General features: G+C 65.9%; 16 protein-coding genes. 8 read left to right on the top strand and 8 right to left on the bottom strand.

Annotation, left to right across the window (positions count from 1 at the left end):
• The 4 genes from LK459_RS19140 (at nucleotide 1) to LK459_RS19125 (ending at nucleotide 3,499) form a co-directional block, all read left to right on the top strand.
• A complete protein-coding gene (locus LK459_RS19140) occupies nucleotides 1-885 on the top strand; it encodes a TIGR01777 family oxidoreductase (protein WP_227920090.1) in 885 nt (294 codons plus the stop codon).
• A gap of 8 nt (nucleotides 886-893) precedes the next feature.
• Nucleotides 894-1,613, top strand: a complete 720-nt coding sequence (lipB, locus tag LK459_RS19135; protein WP_227920089.1) for a lipoyl(octanoyl) transferase LipB — start codon at nucleotides 894-896, stop codon at nucleotides 1,611-1,613.
• Nucleotides 1,610-2,647, top strand: coding sequence for a lipoyl synthase (gene lipA, locus LK459_RS19130; RefSeq protein WP_007237746.1), 1,038 nt, complete (start codon nucleotides 1,610-1,612; stop codon nucleotides 2,645-2,647). Before lipB ends, lipA begins: the two co-directional genes overlap by 4 nt.
• Nucleotides 2,648-2,755: 108 nt before the next feature.
• Nucleotides 2,756-3,499, top strand: coding sequence for a DUF4191 domain-containing protein (locus LK459_RS19125; RefSeq protein ID WP_227920087.1), 744 nt, complete (start codon nucleotides 2,756-2,758; stop codon nucleotides 3,497-3,499).
• A 75-nt stretch (nucleotides 3,500-3,574) separates the two neighbouring features.
• Here the strand turns inward: LK459_RS19125 and LK459_RS19120 are convergent, their stop codons facing one another.
• The gene (locus LK459_RS19120) at nucleotides 3,575-4,072 is read right to left on the bottom strand and encodes an RDD family protein (protein WP_227920085.1); all 498 of its coding nucleotides are present in this window, start codon (nucleotides 4,070-4,072) and stop codon (nucleotides 3,575-3,577) included.
• A 375-nt stretch (nucleotides 4,073-4,447) separates the two neighbouring features.
• Between LK459_RS19120 and glnA (LK459_RS19115) the strand changes: the two genes are divergently transcribed.
• Together glnA (LK459_RS19115) and LK459_RS19110 are read left to right on the top strand one after the other, a co-directional pair.
• A complete protein-coding gene (glnA, locus tag LK459_RS19115; RefSeq protein ID WP_007237743.1) occupies nucleotides 4,448-5,881 on the top strand; it encodes a type I glutamate--ammonia ligase in 1,434 nt (477 codons plus the stop codon).
• A gap of 153 nt (nucleotides 5,882-6,034) precedes the next feature.
• Nucleotides 6,035-6,220 (top strand): hypothetical protein, encoded by a 186-nt coding sequence (locus tag LK459_RS19110; RefSeq protein ID WP_227920084.1) that lies wholly within the window; start codon nucleotides 6,035-6,037, stop codon nucleotides 6,218-6,220.
• A gap of 46 nt (nucleotides 6,221-6,266) precedes the next feature.
• Here LK459_RS19110 and LK459_RS19105 read toward each other — a convergent pair whose 3' ends face one another.
• Nucleotides 6,267-7,784 carry an MFS transporter gene (locus LK459_RS19105; RefSeq protein WP_227920082.1) on the bottom strand — a complete coding sequence of 506 codons (1,518 nt, stop codon included), beginning with the start codon at nucleotides 7,782-7,784 and terminating at the stop codon, nucleotides 6,267-6,269.
• A gap of 99 nt (nucleotides 7,785-7,883) precedes the next feature.
• Between LK459_RS19105 and LK459_RS19100 the strand changes: the two genes are divergently transcribed.
• Entirely contained in the window at nucleotides 7,884-8,678 is a 795-nt protein-coding gene (locus LK459_RS19100; protein ID WP_227920081.1) for a TetR/AcrR family transcriptional regulator, read from the top strand.
• Between the two features lie 10 nt (nucleotides 8,679-8,688).
• On the opposite strand, the gene LK459_RS19095 is transcribed toward LK459_RS19100, so the two are convergent.
• The gene (locus LK459_RS19095) at nucleotides 8,689-9,330 is read right to left on the bottom strand and encodes a TetR/AcrR family transcriptional regulator (protein ID WP_227920080.1); all 642 of its coding nucleotides are present in this window, start codon (nucleotides 9,328-9,330) and stop codon (nucleotides 8,689-8,691) included.
• Between the two features lie 58 nt (nucleotides 9,331-9,388).
• Here LK459_RS19095 and LK459_RS19090 point away from each other — a divergent pair, with 58 nt between their 5' ends.
• Nucleotides 9,389-9,913, top strand: a complete 525-nt coding sequence (locus LK459_RS19090) for an ester cyclase (RefSeq protein ID WP_227920078.1) — start codon at nucleotides 9,389-9,391, stop codon at nucleotides 9,911-9,913.
• 1 nt (nucleotide 9,914) lies between these two features.
• On the opposite strand, the gene LK459_RS19085 is transcribed toward LK459_RS19090, so the two are convergent.
• From LK459_RS19085 to LK459_RS19065, 5 genes are all read right to left on the bottom strand, one after another.
• Nucleotides 9,915-10,541, bottom strand: a complete 627-nt coding sequence (locus LK459_RS19085) for a biliverdin-producing heme oxygenase (protein ID WP_227920077.1) — start codon at nucleotides 10,539-10,541, stop codon at nucleotides 9,915-9,917.
• Nucleotides 10,538-11,485, bottom strand: coding sequence for an endonuclease/exonuclease/phosphatase family protein (locus LK459_RS19080; protein ID WP_227920075.1), 948 nt, complete (start codon nucleotides 11,483-11,485; stop codon nucleotides 10,538-10,540). The genes LK459_RS19085 and LK459_RS19080 overlap by 4 nt, the downstream gene beginning before the upstream one ends.
• Nucleotides 11,486-11,518: 33 nt before the next feature.
• The gene (locus LK459_RS19075) at nucleotides 11,519-14,527 is read right to left on the bottom strand and encodes a bifunctional [glutamine synthetase] adenylyltransferase/[glutamine synthetase]-adenylyl-L-tyrosine phosphorylase (protein ID WP_227920073.1); all 3,009 of its coding nucleotides are present in this window, start codon (nucleotides 14,525-14,527) and stop codon (nucleotides 11,519-11,521) included.
• A gap of 113 nt (nucleotides 14,528-14,640) precedes the next feature.
• Entirely contained in the window at nucleotides 14,641-15,981 is a 1,341-nt protein-coding gene (gene glnA, locus LK459_RS19070) for a type I glutamate--ammonia ligase (RefSeq protein ID WP_227920071.1), read from the bottom strand.
• Between the two features lie 85 nt (nucleotides 15,982-16,066).
• Nucleotides 16,067-17,653 (bottom strand): alpha/beta hydrolase, encoded by a 1,587-nt coding sequence (locus LK459_RS19065; RefSeq protein WP_227920070.1) that lies wholly within the window; start codon nucleotides 17,651-17,653, stop codon nucleotides 16,067-16,069.
• Nucleotides 17,654-17,802: the final 149 nt, after the last annotated feature.

Raw genomic sequence — 17,802 nt, 5'->3', positions numbered from 1 at the left:
ATGCTGATCGCTGTCGCCGGCTCGAGTGGTCTGATCGGTTCCGCACTGATCAGCTCGCTGACCGACGCCGGGCACACGGTCCGCAAGCTGGTTCGGCACGAGCCCCGCTCCGACGACGAGTTCGGTTGGGACCCCGAATCTTTCGGCGTCCCAACCGAGGCGCTCGACGGCGTCGACGCGGTGGTCAGTCTCGGTGGTGTCGGAGTCGGCAACCAACGGTGGACCGGCCGGTTCAAACAAGAACTCCGTGACTCGCGCATCACCCCGACCGAGGTGATTGCCGAGGCCGTCGCGACGGCCGGCGTACCGACTTTCGTCAGCGCCAGTGCCTCGGGCTATTACGGCGACACCGGCGAGCACGCCGCGACGGAATCCGACGGCCCCGGCGCCGGGTTTCTCGCCGACCTCGTCGTCGACTGGGAGAACGCCGCCACGCAGAACGCGGGTGATCGGACACGCGTGGTGCTGTTGCGCACCGCTCCGGTCCTGTCTCCTTCCGGCGGCCTTCTCGCAAAGCTGCGCCCGATCTTCAAGCTCGGTCTCGGCGGCACGATCGGCAGTGGGCGACAGTACTTCTCGTGGATAACGCTCGTCGACGAGGTCCGTGCCATCGAGTTCTTGCTCTCCTCGACGATCAGCGGTCCGGTCAATCTCGCCGCGCCGGGTTCGGTCCCGTTCGCCGACTTCGTGTCGTCGTTCGGCCGGGCCGTGCACCGTCCGACACTCGCCCGGGTGCCCGGATTCGCCGCCAAGCTGGTGGGCGGCGAGATGGCAGAGGAAATGATTCTGTTCAGTCAGCGCGTCACGCCCCGGGTCCTGAGCGACAACGACTTCACCTTCACCCATCCGGACATCGACTCCGGGTTGGCCTACGCGAATCGGTGATCATCCACATGCCACGCGAATCCATCCGCCGAGACCCTGCCGCCCCAATCGAGGTGCGCCACCTCGGCATCGTCGACTATCGGGACACCTACGACAGGCAACACGCCCTGGCAACCGAGCGCGCGGATGGCACCCTCGATCACGATCTGCTGCTGCTCCTCGAGCATCCGTCGACGTACACAGCGGGTAAACGCACCGAGGACTCCGACCTCCCCACCAACGGCGCGGAGGTGATCGACGTCGACCGCGGCGGGCGGATCACCTGGCACGGCCCCGGCCAACTCGTCGGATATCCGATCGTGGCACTCGCCGAGCCCCTCGACGTCGTCGACTACGTCCGACGTGTCGAGTCGGCGATGATCGCCGTCTGCGCGCGGTTCGGAGTCACCGCTGGACGTGTCGAGGGTCGCTCCGGGGTGTGGGTGTGCGACGACGCAGGCGAACGCAAACTGGGACAGATCGGCATCCGCGTAGCCCGCGGTGTCACCCTGCACGGCTTCGCACTCAACGTGAATCCCGACATGAGCGCCTTCGACGCCATCGTCCCGTGCGGCATCGCCGACGCCGGGGTCACCTCTCTCTCACTCGAGTCCGGTCAGGAGATCACCGTCGACGACGTACTCGTCGACATCGTCGACGCCGTACGCGCGGCATTCGACCACAGCGACGTGACCCGGATAACGGGGCCGCGGGAGACCGCCGAACCGGGCGTAGCATCGGTGCGGTGACCGTGTCTGATTCACAAGCCCCAACCCCCACCGCACCCGACGGCCGCAAGTTGCTGCGCCTCGAGGTCCGCAACGCGCAGACTCCGATCGAGCGCAAACCCAAGTGGATCAAGACGCGCGCGACGATGGGCCCGGAGTACTCCGAACTCAAAGGTCTCGTGAAACGTGAAGGGCTGCACACGGTCTGCGAAGAGGCCGGGTGCCCCAACATCTACGAGTGCTGGGAAGACCGTGAGGCGACATTCCTGATCGGCGGTGAGCAATGCACGCGTCGCTGCGACTTCTGCCAGATCGACACCGGGAAGCCGGCCGAACTCGACCGCGACGAGCCACGCCGGGTCGCGGAGAGCGTCCAGGCGATGGGTCTGCGCTACTCGACGATCACCGGGGTCGCGCGCGACGATCTGCCCGACGAGGGTGCATGGTTGTACGCCGAGACCGTGCGCGCCATTCACGGCCTGAATCCCGGCACAGGAGTCGAGAACCTCATCCCTGACTTCCACGCCAAGCCCGATCTGCTCGCCGAGGTCTTCGACGCCCGTCCCGAGGTGCTCGCACACAATCTCGAGACCGTGCCGCGGATATTCAAGCGCATCCGCCCGGCATTCCGGTACGAGCGGTCGCTCGACGTCCTCACCCAGGCGCGCGACTTCGGGCTCGTCACGAAGTCGAATCTCATTCTCGGCATGGGCGAGACCCCCGAGGAGGTCCGCGAGTCCATCGTCGATCTGCACGATGCGGGATGCGACATCCTCACCATCACGCAGTACCTGCGTCCGTCACCGCGCCACCATCCCGTCGAGCGGTGGGTGAAGCCCGAGGAGTTCGTCGAGCACTCCGATTTCGCCCGCGAGGTCGGGTTCGCCGGTGTGATGGCCGGACCGCTGGTGCGCTCCTCGTATCGCGCAGGCCGACTGTACGCGCAGGCGATGGCACATCACGGCCGGGAGCTGCCCGCCGCGATGGGGCATCTCGCCGAGGAGGGATCAGCGAGCCAGGAGGCTTCGAGCCTGCTCGCACGTCTCGCACGCTGAACCGTTCCGCCTCCCTTCTCCCGACCACCGAATGGCTGTACCGCCCGCACGGTAGGGCTCGACCAACCCCCCACCTCCCGTCCGACGACCGGACGTATCCTAGAGGACATGGCAAAGGCGTCTGCAGCAAGCAAAGAGGAAAAGGCCGCGGCGAAGAAGGCTCGGCGTAAGGCGTCGCGCGAGCGCTACACGCAGCTCTGGCAGGCATTCCAGATGCAGCGGAAAGAAGACAAGCGGCTCATTCCGTACATGGTCGGCGTCTTCGTCCTGGTCGTGGCCGTGTTCGTGGTCCTCGGACTCACGATCGGGAGCCCGTGGCTGTTCATCCCTGTCGGGGTGATCCTCGGCCTTCTCGCCGCCTTCGTGCTGTTCGGTCGTCGTGTCCAGAAGACCGTCTACACGCGCGCCGAGGGACAACCGGGCGCCGCGGGTTGGGCGCTCGGGAACATGCGTGGCCAGTGGCGAGTGAGCCAGGCGGTCGCGGGTACCAGTCACCTCGACGCGGTGCACCGCGTGATCGGCAAGCCAGGGGTGATCCTGGTCGCCGAGGGTTCACCCACCCGCGTGCGCTCGTTGGTCGCACAGGAGAAGAAGAAGGCCGCGCGAGTCGTCGGCGACACCCCCATCTACGAGGTGTACGTCGGCAACGACGACGACCAGGTGGCGCTCTCCAAGCTCGAGAAGCACCTCAACAAACTGCCGCGCAACATCGACGGCAAACGGATCGATGCTCTCGAGGGCCGTCTCAGCGCGTTGAGCTCGCGCGGTGCCGGGCCGGCGATGCCGAAGGGACCGCTGCCCGCAAATGCGAAGATGCGCAGTATGCAGCGCACCGCGCGGCGTCGCAGCTGATCGGACCGCACTTCGCGCAGTGACCGCCGGTGACGTGCAGACCTGGCGGCGCGAGACCGGGACGATCACGACCGGTCAACGGGTGCGGATCATTGCCGTTCCGGTCGCGCGATCATGTAGTGCGCGGCCGTTGTAGTCGTTCATGAGCGCAGGGACGATGAAGACGATCAGGAGCTGACGCGCGAGTGCGCGAATCGGCCCGACGGCAGCGAACCCTGTGGTGCCATCGAGCTCGGCAGCCGTGCGCTCAGGGCCGAGGTCGACGCGTGCCACCCGGGTGCCGACGGCGAATTGCCCTGGCGTGAAACCGAACAACGTCACGGTGAGCACACCGACGACGAACCACACGGCCAGGATCACCGTGCCCATGTCGGGAGAGCCGAAGCGCACGAACAACAACGACAGACCACCCGCGATGATCCAGTCGACCATCAGTCCGGCCACCCGGTGCCAACCGCCCGCGAGTGATCCCGGCCCCGCCTCGGGAAGCCCGAGGTCGGCGCCCCGGTATTCGACGTCGACGTCCTGGCCCGCCTGCGGCCCTGACAGCCATGATCCGGTAGCGCGGCCCATCCGAACGCCTCCCTGTCGTGATGTCGCCGGCGCCAACGTCACCGGCAGTGCTTCTCCGTGAACGAGACACCTACGCGATGCCCTCGTCCCTGCACGTCAGTGTATGCCCCACGTGGGTTCGGCCATTCGGGCATCCACGGCGCACCATTGGTCGTGGTCTGATTCACCGCGCGCGAAAGGCGAGGATCAGGAATAGTGAAGGTGTCCCACGTCCGCGGTGTGTAACACAGGAGAAACACGTCCTTGACGCGCGGGCAACGTCCTGTCCATACGGTCTGAGCTGAGATCCGCTGCTGTCTCTCGGTGGCGGATGAGCGTGTCGGGTGACCGTGTCTCGGCCACCCGCCGGCGAAATAGTGAAGGAGTCACCGCACGGTGTACAGCAGCAAAGAAGAACTACTCGAGGGCATCAAGAAGGAAGGTGTCGAGTACGTCGACATCCGATTCTGCGACCTTCCCGGTGTGATGCAGCACTTCTCCATCCCTGCGGACGCGTTCGATGAGAGCGTCTTCGAAGACGGCCTCGCCTTCGACGGTTCCTCGGTCCGCGGATTCCAGTCCATCAACGAGTCGGACATGATGCTGCTGCCGGACCCGGCAACCGCTCAGATCGATCCCTTCCGCAAGGCCAAGACGATGAACGTCAGCTTCTTCGTCCATGACCCGTTCACCCGTGAGGCCTACAGCCGCGACCCGCGCAACGTCGCCCGCAAGGCCGAGGACTACCTCGCATCGACCGGCATCGCCGACACGTGCTTCTTCGGCGCCGAGGCCGAGTTCTACATCTTCGACGGAGTGTCCTACGGCTCCGAGATGAACGGAACCTACTACGAGGTCGAGTCCGAGTCGGGCTGGTGGAACGCCGGTTCGCCGGTCGATCCCGACGGTTCCCCGAACCTCGGCTACAAGGTGCGACCCAAGGGCGGCTACTTCCCCGTCGCACCGTATGACCACTACGTCGACCTGCGCGACGAGATGTCGACCAACCTCACCAATGCGGGCTTCGAGCTCGAACGCGGTCACCACGAGGTGGGCACCGGCGGTCAGGCCGAGATCAACTACAAGTTCAACACGCTGCTCCACGCAGCCGACGACGTGCTGCTGTTCAAGTACATCATCAAGAACACGGCGTGGGCCAACGGCAAGTCGGTCACCTTCATGCCGAAGCCGCTCTTCGGCGACAACGGTTCGGGCATGCACGCCCACCAGTCGCTGTGGAAGGACGGCAAGCCACTGTTCCACGACGAGGCCGGCTATGCGGGTCTGTCGGATCTGGCGCGCTACTACATCGGCGGCATCCTGCACCACGCACCGTCGCTGCTGGCGTTCACCAACCCGACCGTCAACTCCTACAAGCGTCTGGTGCCCGGCTACGAGGCCCCGATCAACCTGGTCTACAGCCAGCGCAACCGGTCGGCCTGCGTGCGTATCCCGATCACCGGCAACAACCCGAAGGCCAAGCGCCTCGAGTTCCGTTGCCCGGACAGCTCGGGCAACCCGTACCTGGCATTCGCCGCGATGATGATGGCAGGCCTCGACGGCATCAAGAACAAGATCGAGCCGCACGAGCCCGTCGACAAGGATCTCTACGAGCTTCCCCCCGAGGAGGCCAAGAACATCCCGCAGGCACCGACCTCGTTGAGCGCCGTCATCGACAAGCTCGAAGAGGATCACGAGTACCTCACCGCAGGCGGAGTGTTCACCGAGGATCTGATCGAGACCTGGATCGCGCTGAAGCGTGAGAACGAGATCGAGCCCGTCCAGATCCGTCCGCACCCGTACGAGTTCGCGCTCTACTACGACTGCTGAGTCTCGACGACACCACTGTCACGCGACTGCCCGCCCGAGGTCACCTCGGGCGGGCAGTCGCGTGTCGGCGACGAACCGGTGACAGATTTCACACCGTGCGATGGGGCCTTCCTACCCTCACACAACGTGCCAACTACACGTAATCTCTTGGTCATGACCCGCATGCTTTTCGTTGAAGATCTCGTGCCCGGTGACCGCATCAACATCGACGGCGTCAAAGCCGTGGTGCGCAAGCAGATACCGCACGGCGAGATCCAGCGACTCATCGAACTCGCCCACAGCTCCGACAGCCGCACCGACATGATCGTCGACGTCGGCGTCAAGGTCGAAGTCTTCTGACCTGAGACCCTGACCGTCCATCTCGCGAGATCCGTTCAGGCGTCGTTCATTCCGGCACTGCCGGTTCGCCGATGCGCTCGTCGCTCCCGAACCGCTCAGGGGTCCTCCTCGTCAGCCATGCGACAAGTAGTGCGGTCACCACGAGCACACCACCACCGACCCACGCCGCTGCCGACGCTCCCTCGATGAACGCCTCGCGCGCGGCACCCATGACGGCCTGGGCCTGACCGGGATCGACATGCCGCACCGTCGCCGTCGCGCCCGCGAGACTCGTACCTGCCTCACCCACCGCCAGATGGCTGGGAAAAGTTGTGCGGTACACCAGATTCAGCACACTGCCGAGCACGGCAATGCCCAGCGCGCCGCCGAGTTCGCTCGATGTCTCCAGCAGTCCTGATGTGGCACCCGCCCGCTCAGCGGGCGCAACACCCATCACGTAGTCGGCAATCACCGACGACGCCGCGACTATTCCACTCGCGAGCAACGCCGACCCGATCAGTACGACCAGAAGCGTGTGCACCCCCAGCAGTCCGGCGAGCACAGCGAAACCCCCTGCGCCCATCAACAATCCGATGATCATCACGGGTGGCCTGCCCCACCGCACCGCCGCGGTTGCGGCGAGCGGTGCGGCGATGGCGACCACGAGACTCGGGACGATGCTCCACAACGCCGCCCTCATCGGCGAGTAGCCGAGGACCGACTGCAGATACTGCGTCACCATGATCGAATTGCCGAGCAACGCGAACATGCACACGATATTGGTCCAGATCGACACCGAGAACCGACGATCGCCGAAGAGGCGCAGGTCGATCATCGGGTCGATCAACCGCTGCTGACGCAGGACGAACACCGCACCCGCCCCGATCACGATCACGAGTACGGCTGCTCGCTCCACGGACCAGCCGTGCGCGGCCAGTTCCTTGACGGCGTAGATGACCGGAAGGATCGCACCGAGCGCGAGCATCGCACTGAGCACATCGACCCGCCGGCCGACGACCGCGGTGTCCGACGGTAGTAACAGAGGTGCCGCGACGAGCAGTAGCACCATCACGGGAACATTGATCAGGAACACCGAGCCCCACCAGAAGTGCTCGAGCAACAGGCCCGAGATGATCGGCCCGACCGTCACGCCACCTGCGAGCACGGCGTTCCACGCAGCGATGGCCTTGGCACGATCGGCGTCGTCGTCGAAGATGTGGCGTATCAGCGCCAGCGTCGACGGCATGAGGGTCGCCCCCGAGACCGCCAGTACCGCCCTGGCCAGGATCAGTAACGACGCCGTCGGCGCGAACGCGGCGAGAATCGACGCACCGCTGAAGCCCACGGCCCCGACCATGAGCAGACGCCGATGGCCCACCCGGTCGGCGATCGACCCCATTGTCAGTAGCAGCCCAGCGAGCACGAATCCGTAGACGTCGAAGATCCACAATTGCTGTGTCGCAGAGGGATTCAGATCAGATGCGATGAACGGTACGGCGAAGAACAGTACTGAGACGTCCATCGAGACGATGAGCATGGGCAAGCACAGCGCTGCCAGCGCCGGCCACCGGGGACGAGCAGTCATCGAACACTCCATTTCTGCGTATGTCATAGACTGTTTATGTAGTACGCAGATGATAAGCAGATAACTGTGTACTGCACAAGCAGTTTGTACGATGAGAGGATGAGCACCACCGAGAATCCGACGCACCCGCAGCTTCCCCGCTCGGTGGCGCAGTTGTGGGGACGGGAGTCGGCCACGGTCCGCCGCGGCCCCAAACCCTCGCTGACCATCCGCGACATCGCGCGGGCTGCGGTGGCCATCGCCGATGAGCGAGGGTGGGAGGCGGTGTCGATGAAGGCGATCGCGGACTCGTTGGGGCTGTCGACGATGTCGCTGTACCGCTATGTCGACGGCAAGGATGACGTGGTCGACCTCTTGGTCGACGAAGCGTACGGCCTCCCCGACCCGGACCTGACCGCGTCGGGGACATGGCGCGAACGGATCTCGGCCTGGGCGCGCGCGGCGGCGACCACACTGCGAACCCGTCCGTGGATCACCGAGATCCCCATGTCCCGCCCCCCGATGGGGCCGAACACCGTGTCATGGACCGAAGCAGGCGTGCAGGCGTTCGACGACGTCGAACTGTCGGGGCAACAGAAGCTCAACGCGCTCCTGCTCGTCGACGGATTCGTGCGCCAGCACGTCCGTCAGTCGACGCAGATGGGACTCCTCGGCCGGGGAGTCGACCGTGTCGCAGCCGACGACCCCGGTCAGTCGGGCGACTCGTCGTCACATGACAGCGGCGCCTACGAGGCAACGATGCTGCAACTCATCGACGCGGCCCGTTTTCCCGCGCTCACCGCCGCGATCTCGGAGATGTCGGCGGACGACGACTTCTTCACCGAGCAGTTCGAGTTCGGCCTCGCCGTGCTCCTCGACGGCCTCGAGGCGATGATCGAGCGCACGCGCCGATGACCAGCCGCGGTCAAGGTGAGAGTTCGGCGATGATCGCGCGGATGATCCAGTCGCGGTAACGATCGATACTCCAGCCCCTGTTGAGGACGAGGAGTTCGTAGATCTCCGGCGAGGTCAGCGTCCACAGCGTGTCGCGCGCATGGTCCACCGGGACCTCTGCGCGCAGGCTGCCCGTGTCGTCGAGGTGGTGGGCGAGTTTCTCCATGCCGGCCAGATGCTGCGCCGTGACCTGCATCCACAGCGCGTGGAGCGTGGCGTCGGTGCGGGCACCGTCGCGAATGGCGATCATCAATCGGCCGGCCCGTTGCATCCGCGGCGCCGCCGACGTCACATACTTCTCGATCTTGCGACGCGGGTCCGGCTCGGCGTCGACAGCCCTGCTCTCCGGACGATCGGCGACTGCGATCTCCTGATCGTCTCCGGCCAGCGCGTGGTCGAACGCGATCTTGATGAGTCCGGCCTTGCCGTCGAACGACTTGTAGACAGTCTCCGGCGACACTCCCGCGGCACCGGCAATCTCGGCCACCGTCACGTGAAAACCCTTGCGTTCGAAGAGGTCTGTGGCAGCGAGCACGATTCCACGCCTGCGCTCACGCGCAGCGTCGCGGCGTCCGGACGCATCGTATCCGCGTGCACTATTGACTCCGGCCATGCTGCAATCAATACTCTATTTTCATTACAGTCTTTCTGTAGTGAAAGGTTGGGCTCACATGACGAACCCCGACGTGACGACGACCGTCGCCCTGCGATCTCTCACCGATATGGGCAGTGCCGACCGCGCGGCATTCGACGCGACAATCCACCCCGACGCGAACAACCGAGAGGCAGTCGACGAACCTCCGGCCTGTCGCGGCCGCGGGCCCGAGGCCTTCTGGCAGTCAGCGGTCTGGTTGCGCACCGCGTTCGACGATCTTCGCCACGAGGCCCATGCGGTCGTGGCGGCAGGCGACATCGTCGTGATCCACGCGACGATGTCCGGGACACACAGGGGGCCATTCGTCACCTACGACGAGAACGCCCGTGTCAAACAGGCGTTCGCGCCCACGGGCAGATCCTTTGCGGTGTCCCACACGCACTGGTACCGCATGAGTGACGGTCTGTGCATCGAACACTGGGCCAACCGTGACGACCTCGGAATGGCCGAGCAACTCGGCTGGATTCCACCGACCCCCGCCTACCTCTGGCGGTGCCGCCGAGCACGGCGGGCGGCACAGACGGCACACCACCCGAACTAGATCAGCCCACGCGCGCGGCGTCCAGTTCGACGAACAGTGCCTGATTCAGCTCGAACGCGCAGATCGCTTCTGCGACAAGACGTTCGACGCCGGACTCGTCGATGGAGAGCGCATCGATCCGCTCGCGATAAGCATCTTTGTACCGCTTGAGTTTGTCGATGCCGTCGAAGACGTAGAAGCTCAACGTCGACGCGTCGAGTCCGTAGTGTTCACGCATTCGGTGCGCGACGACCTGGCCACCCGAGAGGTCTCCGAGGTAGCGCGTGTAGTGATGCGCGACGTAGCGGGCCGGATCGGTCCTCGTCGCCTCGATGGCGTCGACATAGCGGTCGACGGCCGGCAGCGGCGTGACGGTCTCGGGGTCGACGCCGAGCGCGTGAAGGTCACTGCGCAGTCGCGCCGACCGGAGTAGCCGGTCATCGAGTACGGCGTCGGCGATCGGGTCCCCGACCAACGAGCCACCTACGTGTTCCAGCGCGGAGTACACGAAGTACAACTGCGAAGCCAGGCGTCCGTACTCGTCGGCGTCGAGGCGACCGGACAGCAGGTCGTCGATGAACGCCGCGTTCTCGGCCCGCTCGTGTGCGTCCGCGGTGGCCGCGCGCAGGCGCTGGGAGATGGTTGTCATGATGCAACCAGTGATACCACTACGCCGCGGTGATCGGAACCGCGGAGATCGAACGTCTCGACCGCTGATGCGACGAATCCCCGCACGACGACGTGATCGAGGGCGAGGAATGGTCTGCCACCCCACCTGTCCGTCGGATACGTGGGTACGAAACCCGCTCCGGCTTGATCGACCGTGTCGACGAAGCCGCGCTGTAGGAAGTCGCGATAGCGGACCTGATCCCACGTCGCATTGAAGTCACCGGCGACGATCGCCCGCCCGGACGGGATCGCCTCGAGTCGCGCGCGCAGCAGATCCATGTCACGAACCCAGATGTCGGTCTTGCCACGCAGCGGGGCTCCAGGATGCACCGCGAACACCTGTGTGTCGCGTGCCCCGGGCAGATCCGTCCGCGCCCTCAGGTTGTGCAACACGGTATTCGGATCGATCTCGGCCTGCCCGGTCAGCGGCCCACGACTGAATATCGCAGTCCCCTGGGCGAACGGTCCCGGCACCGCGTAGGAGTACGTCAACTGTCTGCCGACCGTGCTCTGCAGACGGTCGAGCACCTCGGGAGTCACCTCCTGCAGCGACACGAGGTCGACCCGCTCACGCGCGACCACCTCCGCGAGTTGGTCGACGTCGCCGCCACCGACCATCAGGTTCGCCGTCAGCACGGTGAACCTCTCCCCTGCCGGTGACGACTGCGACACCCACAACGGCAGCTGCGTGACGCACAGTGCGACGAGCGCAGCAATCGCGAGCGGCAGCGTCAACCAACGTCGGAGCACAACGAACACGACGACGGCGAGTACCGCGGGGACGATGACGAAAGGCACCGCACTGGTGAGGAAGATCGTGAGTTCGCCCCGGGAGCGGAAGTAGTGGAGCCAGACCGCGACGCCCGTGGCGACCATCATCACCCAGCCCGCTCCGAGCAGAACGAACGTGAAGAACCGACGCATCAGGCTCCGAGCACTCTCATCGGGTCGGCGTACTCACGCGCCGAACACCTTCAGCACGACGGCTTTGGCGCGGCGGGTGACCCGCAGGTAATGATCGAGGAACTCCGCCGCCTGATCCTCCGGCCACCCGGCGGCAAATGCGATCTGCCGCAACTGCTTTCCAGGTCCGGGTAGCTGATCGACCGGCTTACCACGTACCAGCACCAGGCAGTTACGCGCCTTGGTCGCGGTGATCCACGCGTCCTTGAGTAGCGCGACGTCGTCCTCGGCGAGCAGCTCTGCCGACCCGATCGCGTCGAGCGACTGCAGGGTCGACGTGTTGTGCAGCGACGGGTAGCGGTGCGCGTACTTCAGTTGCAACAACTGCACTGTCCACTCGATGTCGGCGAGGCCGCCACGGCCGAGCTTGGTATGCGTTGCCGGATCGGCACCCCGAGGTAACCGTTCGGCGTCGACGCGCGCCTTGATGCGTCGGATCTCCTTGACCGCATCATTCGACACACCACCCGCGGGATAGCGGATGCGGTCGGCCATGTGGAGGAACTCGATGCCGAGTTCCTCGTCTCCCGCGACCTGATGCGCACGCAGCAGTGCCTGCACCTCCCACGGCTGGGCCCACTGGTCGTAGTAGGCGGCGTAGGCGGCCAGCGTGCGCACGACCGGACCGTTGCGGCCCTCGGGACGAAGCCCCGTGTCGACGATCAGCGGCGGGTCGTCGCTGGGCGAGCCGAGCATCGAACGCACCACCTCGGCGATGGTCTGTGCCCACCGCACGGCCTTGGTCTCGTCCTCGCCCGGATTGGGCTGGCACACGAAGAGAACGTCGGCATCCGACCCGTAGCCGAGTTCACCGCCGCCGAGTCGACCCATGCCGATCACCGCGATCCGAGCCGGCGCCTGCCGTCCCTCGTCGCGTTCGGAGTCCTGGATGGCAAACGACAACGCCGCGTTGAGCACGGCCGCCCACACACTCGACAGCGCCTCGCACACCTGCGGGACCTCGAGCAGACCGAGCACGTCCGCAGACGCGATACGCGCGAGTTCGGCACGGCGATGCGATCGCGCCGCGGCAACCGCTCGACGCAGATCCGGCTGTCGAACCGTCGATGCGACGAGCCCCTTCGCGACGTCCTCGGGCCGCACCTCGCACAGCCGCGGACCGTCGGGACCGTCGGTGTAGAGGTTGATCACCTCGGGAGAACGCATCAGCAGGTTGGCGATGAACTCCGACGTACCGAGAACGTGCATCAACCGAGCCGCGACGACGCCGTCGTCGCGCAGCAGGCGCAGGAACCAGTCGTTGTCCATGACGTCGCACAGCCTGCGGTAGTTCAGCAGTCCGGCGTCGGGATCCGGTGTGTCGCCGATGTATTCGAGCAACTGAGGAAGGATCAGTCGTTGGACCTGCCCTCGCCTGCCGGACGCCGAGGCCAGCGCGCGGATGTGGCTGAGAGCGCGCTCGGGCTGTGCGTAACCGAGCGCGGAGAGCCGTCGTGTCGCCGACTCGTCGGTCAGCGTCAGCTCCGTGGTGTCGAATCTGACGGCGGCCTCGAGCAGCGGCCGGTAGAACAGTTTCTGGTGCAGTCGTCGTACGCGGAGGCTCTGGTGCTTGATCTGCCTGCGCAGCACCGACGTCGCGTCGAGGTCGCCCTCACGCCGGATGTGCGCGGCGCGGGCGAGCCAGCGCATGTTGTCGTCGTCGTCGAACTCCGGGAGCAGATGGGTCCGCGACATGCGCTGCAGCTGCAGTCGGTGTTCGAGCAGGCGCAGGAACTGATAGGACGCATTGAGATTGGCTCCGTCGTCACGACCGACGTAGCCTCCCGCGGTCAACGCATCGAGTGCGTCGACGGTGGCTCGCACCCGCAGGGTCTCATCGACGCGGCCGTGGACCATCTGCAGCATCTGCACCGCGAATTCCACGTCCCGGATACTGCCGCTGCCGAGTTTGAGATTCCGGTCGCGCTCCTCTTGCGGCACAAGGGATTCCACGCGTCGCCTCATCGCCTGCACTTCGGGGACGAAATCGTCGCGCTCGGAGGCCTGCCAGACCATCGGATTGATCGCGTCGTGGTAGCGCTGACCGAGTTCCATGTCGCCGGTCATCGGCCGCGCCTTCAACTGGGCCTGGAACTCCCACGTCTTGGCCCATCGGTTGAAGTACGCGACGTGCGACTCGAGGGTGCGGGTCAGTGCACCGGATTTACCCTCGGGCCGCAGCGCGGCGTCGACCTCGAAGAAGGCCAGCGAACCCACACGCATCATCTCGCCCGCGATACGCGCGGCCGTCCCGTCGGCGGGCTCGCTGACGAACACGACGTCGACGTCGCTGACGTAGTTCAGCTCTCGCGCGCCACATTTACCCATCGCGATCACCGCCAGCCGAATCGGGATCGGCGAGTCGCCGCAGACCTCGCGGAAGGCCACGGCCAGCGCGGCGGTCAACGCGGCGTCGGCGAGGTCGGCGAGCAGCGCACCGATCTCGGGGAACCAGATGACCGGTTCGTCCTCGACAGTCGACGCGACGTCGTGGGCTGCGACCTGCAACACAAGGTTGCGGTAGGCGGCACGTAGTGCGACAACGGCCTTCGGGCCGCTGAAACCTGCTCGGTAGATCTTGTTGCCGCGCTCGATTTCGCCCGGCTCTGCGACCGCATCGACCGCGGCGAGCATTTGCCGGTTGATCTCGTCGGTGCCGGGGAGTTCCGCCGGGATCAGCCGCCGCCATGCCCCCGGCTCGGCAACGACATGGTCACCGAGCGCATCCGACGATCCGAGGACGGCGAGGAGTCGGCCGCGAAAACCCTTGTCCGTGCGCAGCAGACGATCGACCTCGGACCATTCGTCCCCGAGCTGCGCGCGCAACCGGACGATGGCGCGCAGCGCGAGATCGGCGTCCGGAGAGCGCGACAACGACCACAGGAGTTCGATCGACTCCTCGTTGTTCCACCCGAGGTCAGACAGATTCTTCTTGGCGTCGGGGTCGAGCAGACCCAGACGCCCCACTGCCGGTACGCCGCCCCGACCTCGAAGTGTTGTCACACCCTAGAAAATAGCGTCCCGACCGTCGATACCGGACACTGGTCGGCAACAAGGCGCTTCTCGACACCCCACGACCGTCGACCGCGCGCCGCGTCGGTCGATCTACCCTGAGATCACAGAGGCAGGTAATTGCGCAGCTCGAACGGTGTGACGAGACTGCGGTAGCTGTCCCACTCCGCCCACTTGTTGCGGAGGAAGTAGTCGAAGACATGCTCGCCGAGCGTCTCTGCGAGCAACTCCGACTTCTCCATCTGGTGCAGCGCGTCGGCAAGGCTGCCGGGCAGTTCCTTGTAGCCCATCGCCCGACGCTCGGCGGGCGTGAGCGCCCACACGTCGTCCTCGGCCTCGTCGGGCAGTTCGTAGTCCTCGACGATTCCCTTGAGGCCTGCGGCGAGCAGCACCGCGAAGGTCAGGTAGGGGTTGCACGCCGAATCGGGGCTACGCACCTCGACACGCCGCGACGACGCCTTGTTGGGTGTGTACAGCGGCAAGCGGACCAGCGCCGATCGATTCGCCCCACCCCACGTGGCCGCTGTCGGCGCCTCGCCACCGTGGATCAGACGCTTGTAGCTGTTCACCCACTGATTGGTGACCGCGCTGATCTCGTTGGCGTGATGAACAATTCCGGCGATGAACTTCTTGCCGGTGTCCGACAGCTGCATCGGGTCGTCGGGGTTGTGGAAGGCGTTGGCGTCACCCTCGAACAGGCTCATGTGGGTGTGCATCGCGGAGCCGGGGTGCTCGCTGAAGGGCTTGGGCATGAACGTCGCCCACACACCCTCGCCGATGGCGACCTCCTTGATCAGATACCGGAAGGTCATGACGTTGTCGGCCATCGACAGTGCGTCGGCGTAGCGCAGGTCGATCTCCTGCTGGCCGGGCGCGCCTTCGTGATGGGAGAACTCGACGGAGATGCCCATCGACTCGAGCGCTTCGATCGCGTGCCTGCGGAAGTTGGGCGCGGCGTCGTGGACGGCCTGGTCGAAGTAGCCCCCGCTGTCGGCGGGTGTCGGCACGCTGCCGTCGAGCGGAGCGTCCTTCAGGAGGAAGAACTCGATCTCGGGGTGCACGTAGCAACTGAACCCCTGGTCGGCGGCCTTGTTGAGCTGGCGTCGGAGGACATGTCGCGAGTCGGCCCAGCTCGGTGTGCCGTCGGGCATGACGATGTCGCAGAACATGCGGGCCGAGTGGTGTCTGCCCGACGATGTGGTCCACGGCAGGATCTGGAACGTCGACGGATCGGGTTTGGCAACGGTGTCGGCTTCCGACACTCGCGAGAACCCTTCGATGGCCGAGCCGTCGAAACCGATACCCTCTGAGAACGCACCTTCGAGTTCTGCCGGTGCGATCGCCACGGATTTCAGATATCCCAGGACGTCGGTGAACCATAGGCGTACGAATCGGATGTCGCGCTCTTCGAGGGTCCGCAGCACGAATTCCTTTTGGCGATCCATGACCGCCGACATTAGAAGTAGCCTGTTAAATCGGTGTTACGTTCATAAGTCGAACTCGGCAACCTGCGCATTTACCGAGGTCATCTCAGCATGCGAGAGAGGGATTCAACGATCCGAGATCGGACAGGTAATCGTCGACGACGCCGTCGACGCACCGATTACCCTGTAGCGCCGCCGTGTGGCCGTACCCGTGGACGGTGAGCAATGTGCCGCCAGTTCGCCGCGCGAGCGTTTCACCCGCGGCGTAGGGGGTCGCCGGGTCGTGTGTCGTCGCGATCACGAGAGGCGGGGGCGAGGCACCGACTGCAGGCCTCGCTGACGACGGGGACCCTGATACCCCGTCCCCGACCACCCCGTCCCTGGCGGTCGCGGTACTCGCGGGAGGCCAGAAGGCGCACGGATCGAGTGGCGCCAACCCCGAGCCACGGCCGTCGTCGGAGTACGGCGCCGCGGCGCGCCGGCGGCGATCGAGGTCACCGGCGACGCGCCGGTCGGTGATGCGCGGCCCGTCGGCGCAACCGACGGCGAGGTACGCGTCCGCCGAGTTGTCGTAGGCTCCGCCCGGTCCGCGCCCCTCCAGCATGTCGGCCAGTGACATCAAGGTCTGGCCCCCTCTCCCGGCGGCGAGGTCGGCGAGTCCCGAGCGCAGCGTCGGCCACAGATCGCTGCGGTAGAGCGCCATGCTCGTGGCGTCGACGGCCGATTGATAGGTCAGCACGCGCCCACCACCTGCGGGGACCGGCGCCGTCGTCAGCGGACGAACGAGGGCCTGGTACCGCCGGAGCACGTCTGCGGGGTCGGTCCCCAGCACGCAGCCGGGCACCATGGTGCAGTCGCGGGCGAATGCGTCGAAGGTGTCCTGGAACGCACGCGCCTGCGCCACCGACGACTCGATCGGGTCGGCGTCGGGATCGACCGCTCCGTCGACGACGAGCCGGAAGAGCTTCGTCGGATAGCGCTGTCCGTATTCGAGACCGATCTTCGATCCGTACGAGAAGCCGATGAAGTCGATCCGCGCTCGGCCGAGCGCGGTGCGGAGACGATCGACGTCGTCGACGACCTGCGATGTGCCCACGAGCCCGAGGAACTCGGCGCCGACCCGCTCGGCGCAGCGTCGGGCGTCGGTGCGGTTCTGGTTTTCGGCGGCCGTGATGCCTCGCTCCGACCTGTCGCCCCGGTCGACGTCCCGCTCGGCGTCGAGTTCGGCTGCGGTACGACAACGCACCGCGGGTGTCGAGGCGCCAACACCCCGCGGGTCGAATGCGACGACGTCGCTGTGCGCGGTGAAGCGTTGCGCTGCAAGACGATCGACTGCACCGAGCAGATAGTCGACGCCTGACGCCCCCGGACCGCCGGGGTTGAGCAACACAGTCGTGTCGCTGTGCTGGGATGCGCGCAACCGCGCGAGGGCGAGCGTGATCGTTCGACCTCCCGGCTCGGCCGGGTCACGAGGAACCGCGAGAGTCCCGCAGTCGACTCGCGCGGCTGCCGAGCCGAGTGCCGCGCCCGCGGGGCACGCTTCCCAGCGAATCGTCGCACCGCCGTCTGAGCGTTCGTTCGTGGCGCATCCGCTACTGGCGAGTGCCGTCACGACCAGTAGCGAGACGAGCGCGGCCCCACCCGGTGCCAGACGACGAAGAGCCGGCATCCGCCCCCGAGACGAGCAGGTCATTGGCGTGATGTTACGGATGCGCGGCACGACTCCCGCACAGCGCCACCTTCATGAGTGTGAGCAAGCACACTCCCATCAGTGGTCATCGAGCACGCCATCGGTGGGAAACTTGAAGGCGTCCGACAACAGCCCGGGTACCCGCCATGCGG

The organism is Gordonia otitidis (assembly GCF_020735545.1).
Lineage (GTDB): Bacteria > Actinomycetota > Actinomycetes > Mycobacteriales > Mycobacteriaceae > Gordonia > Gordonia otitidis.
The sequence above is the reverse complement of the archived record's forward strand: the minus strand, read 5'-3'. Positions and strand labels throughout refer to the sequence as shown.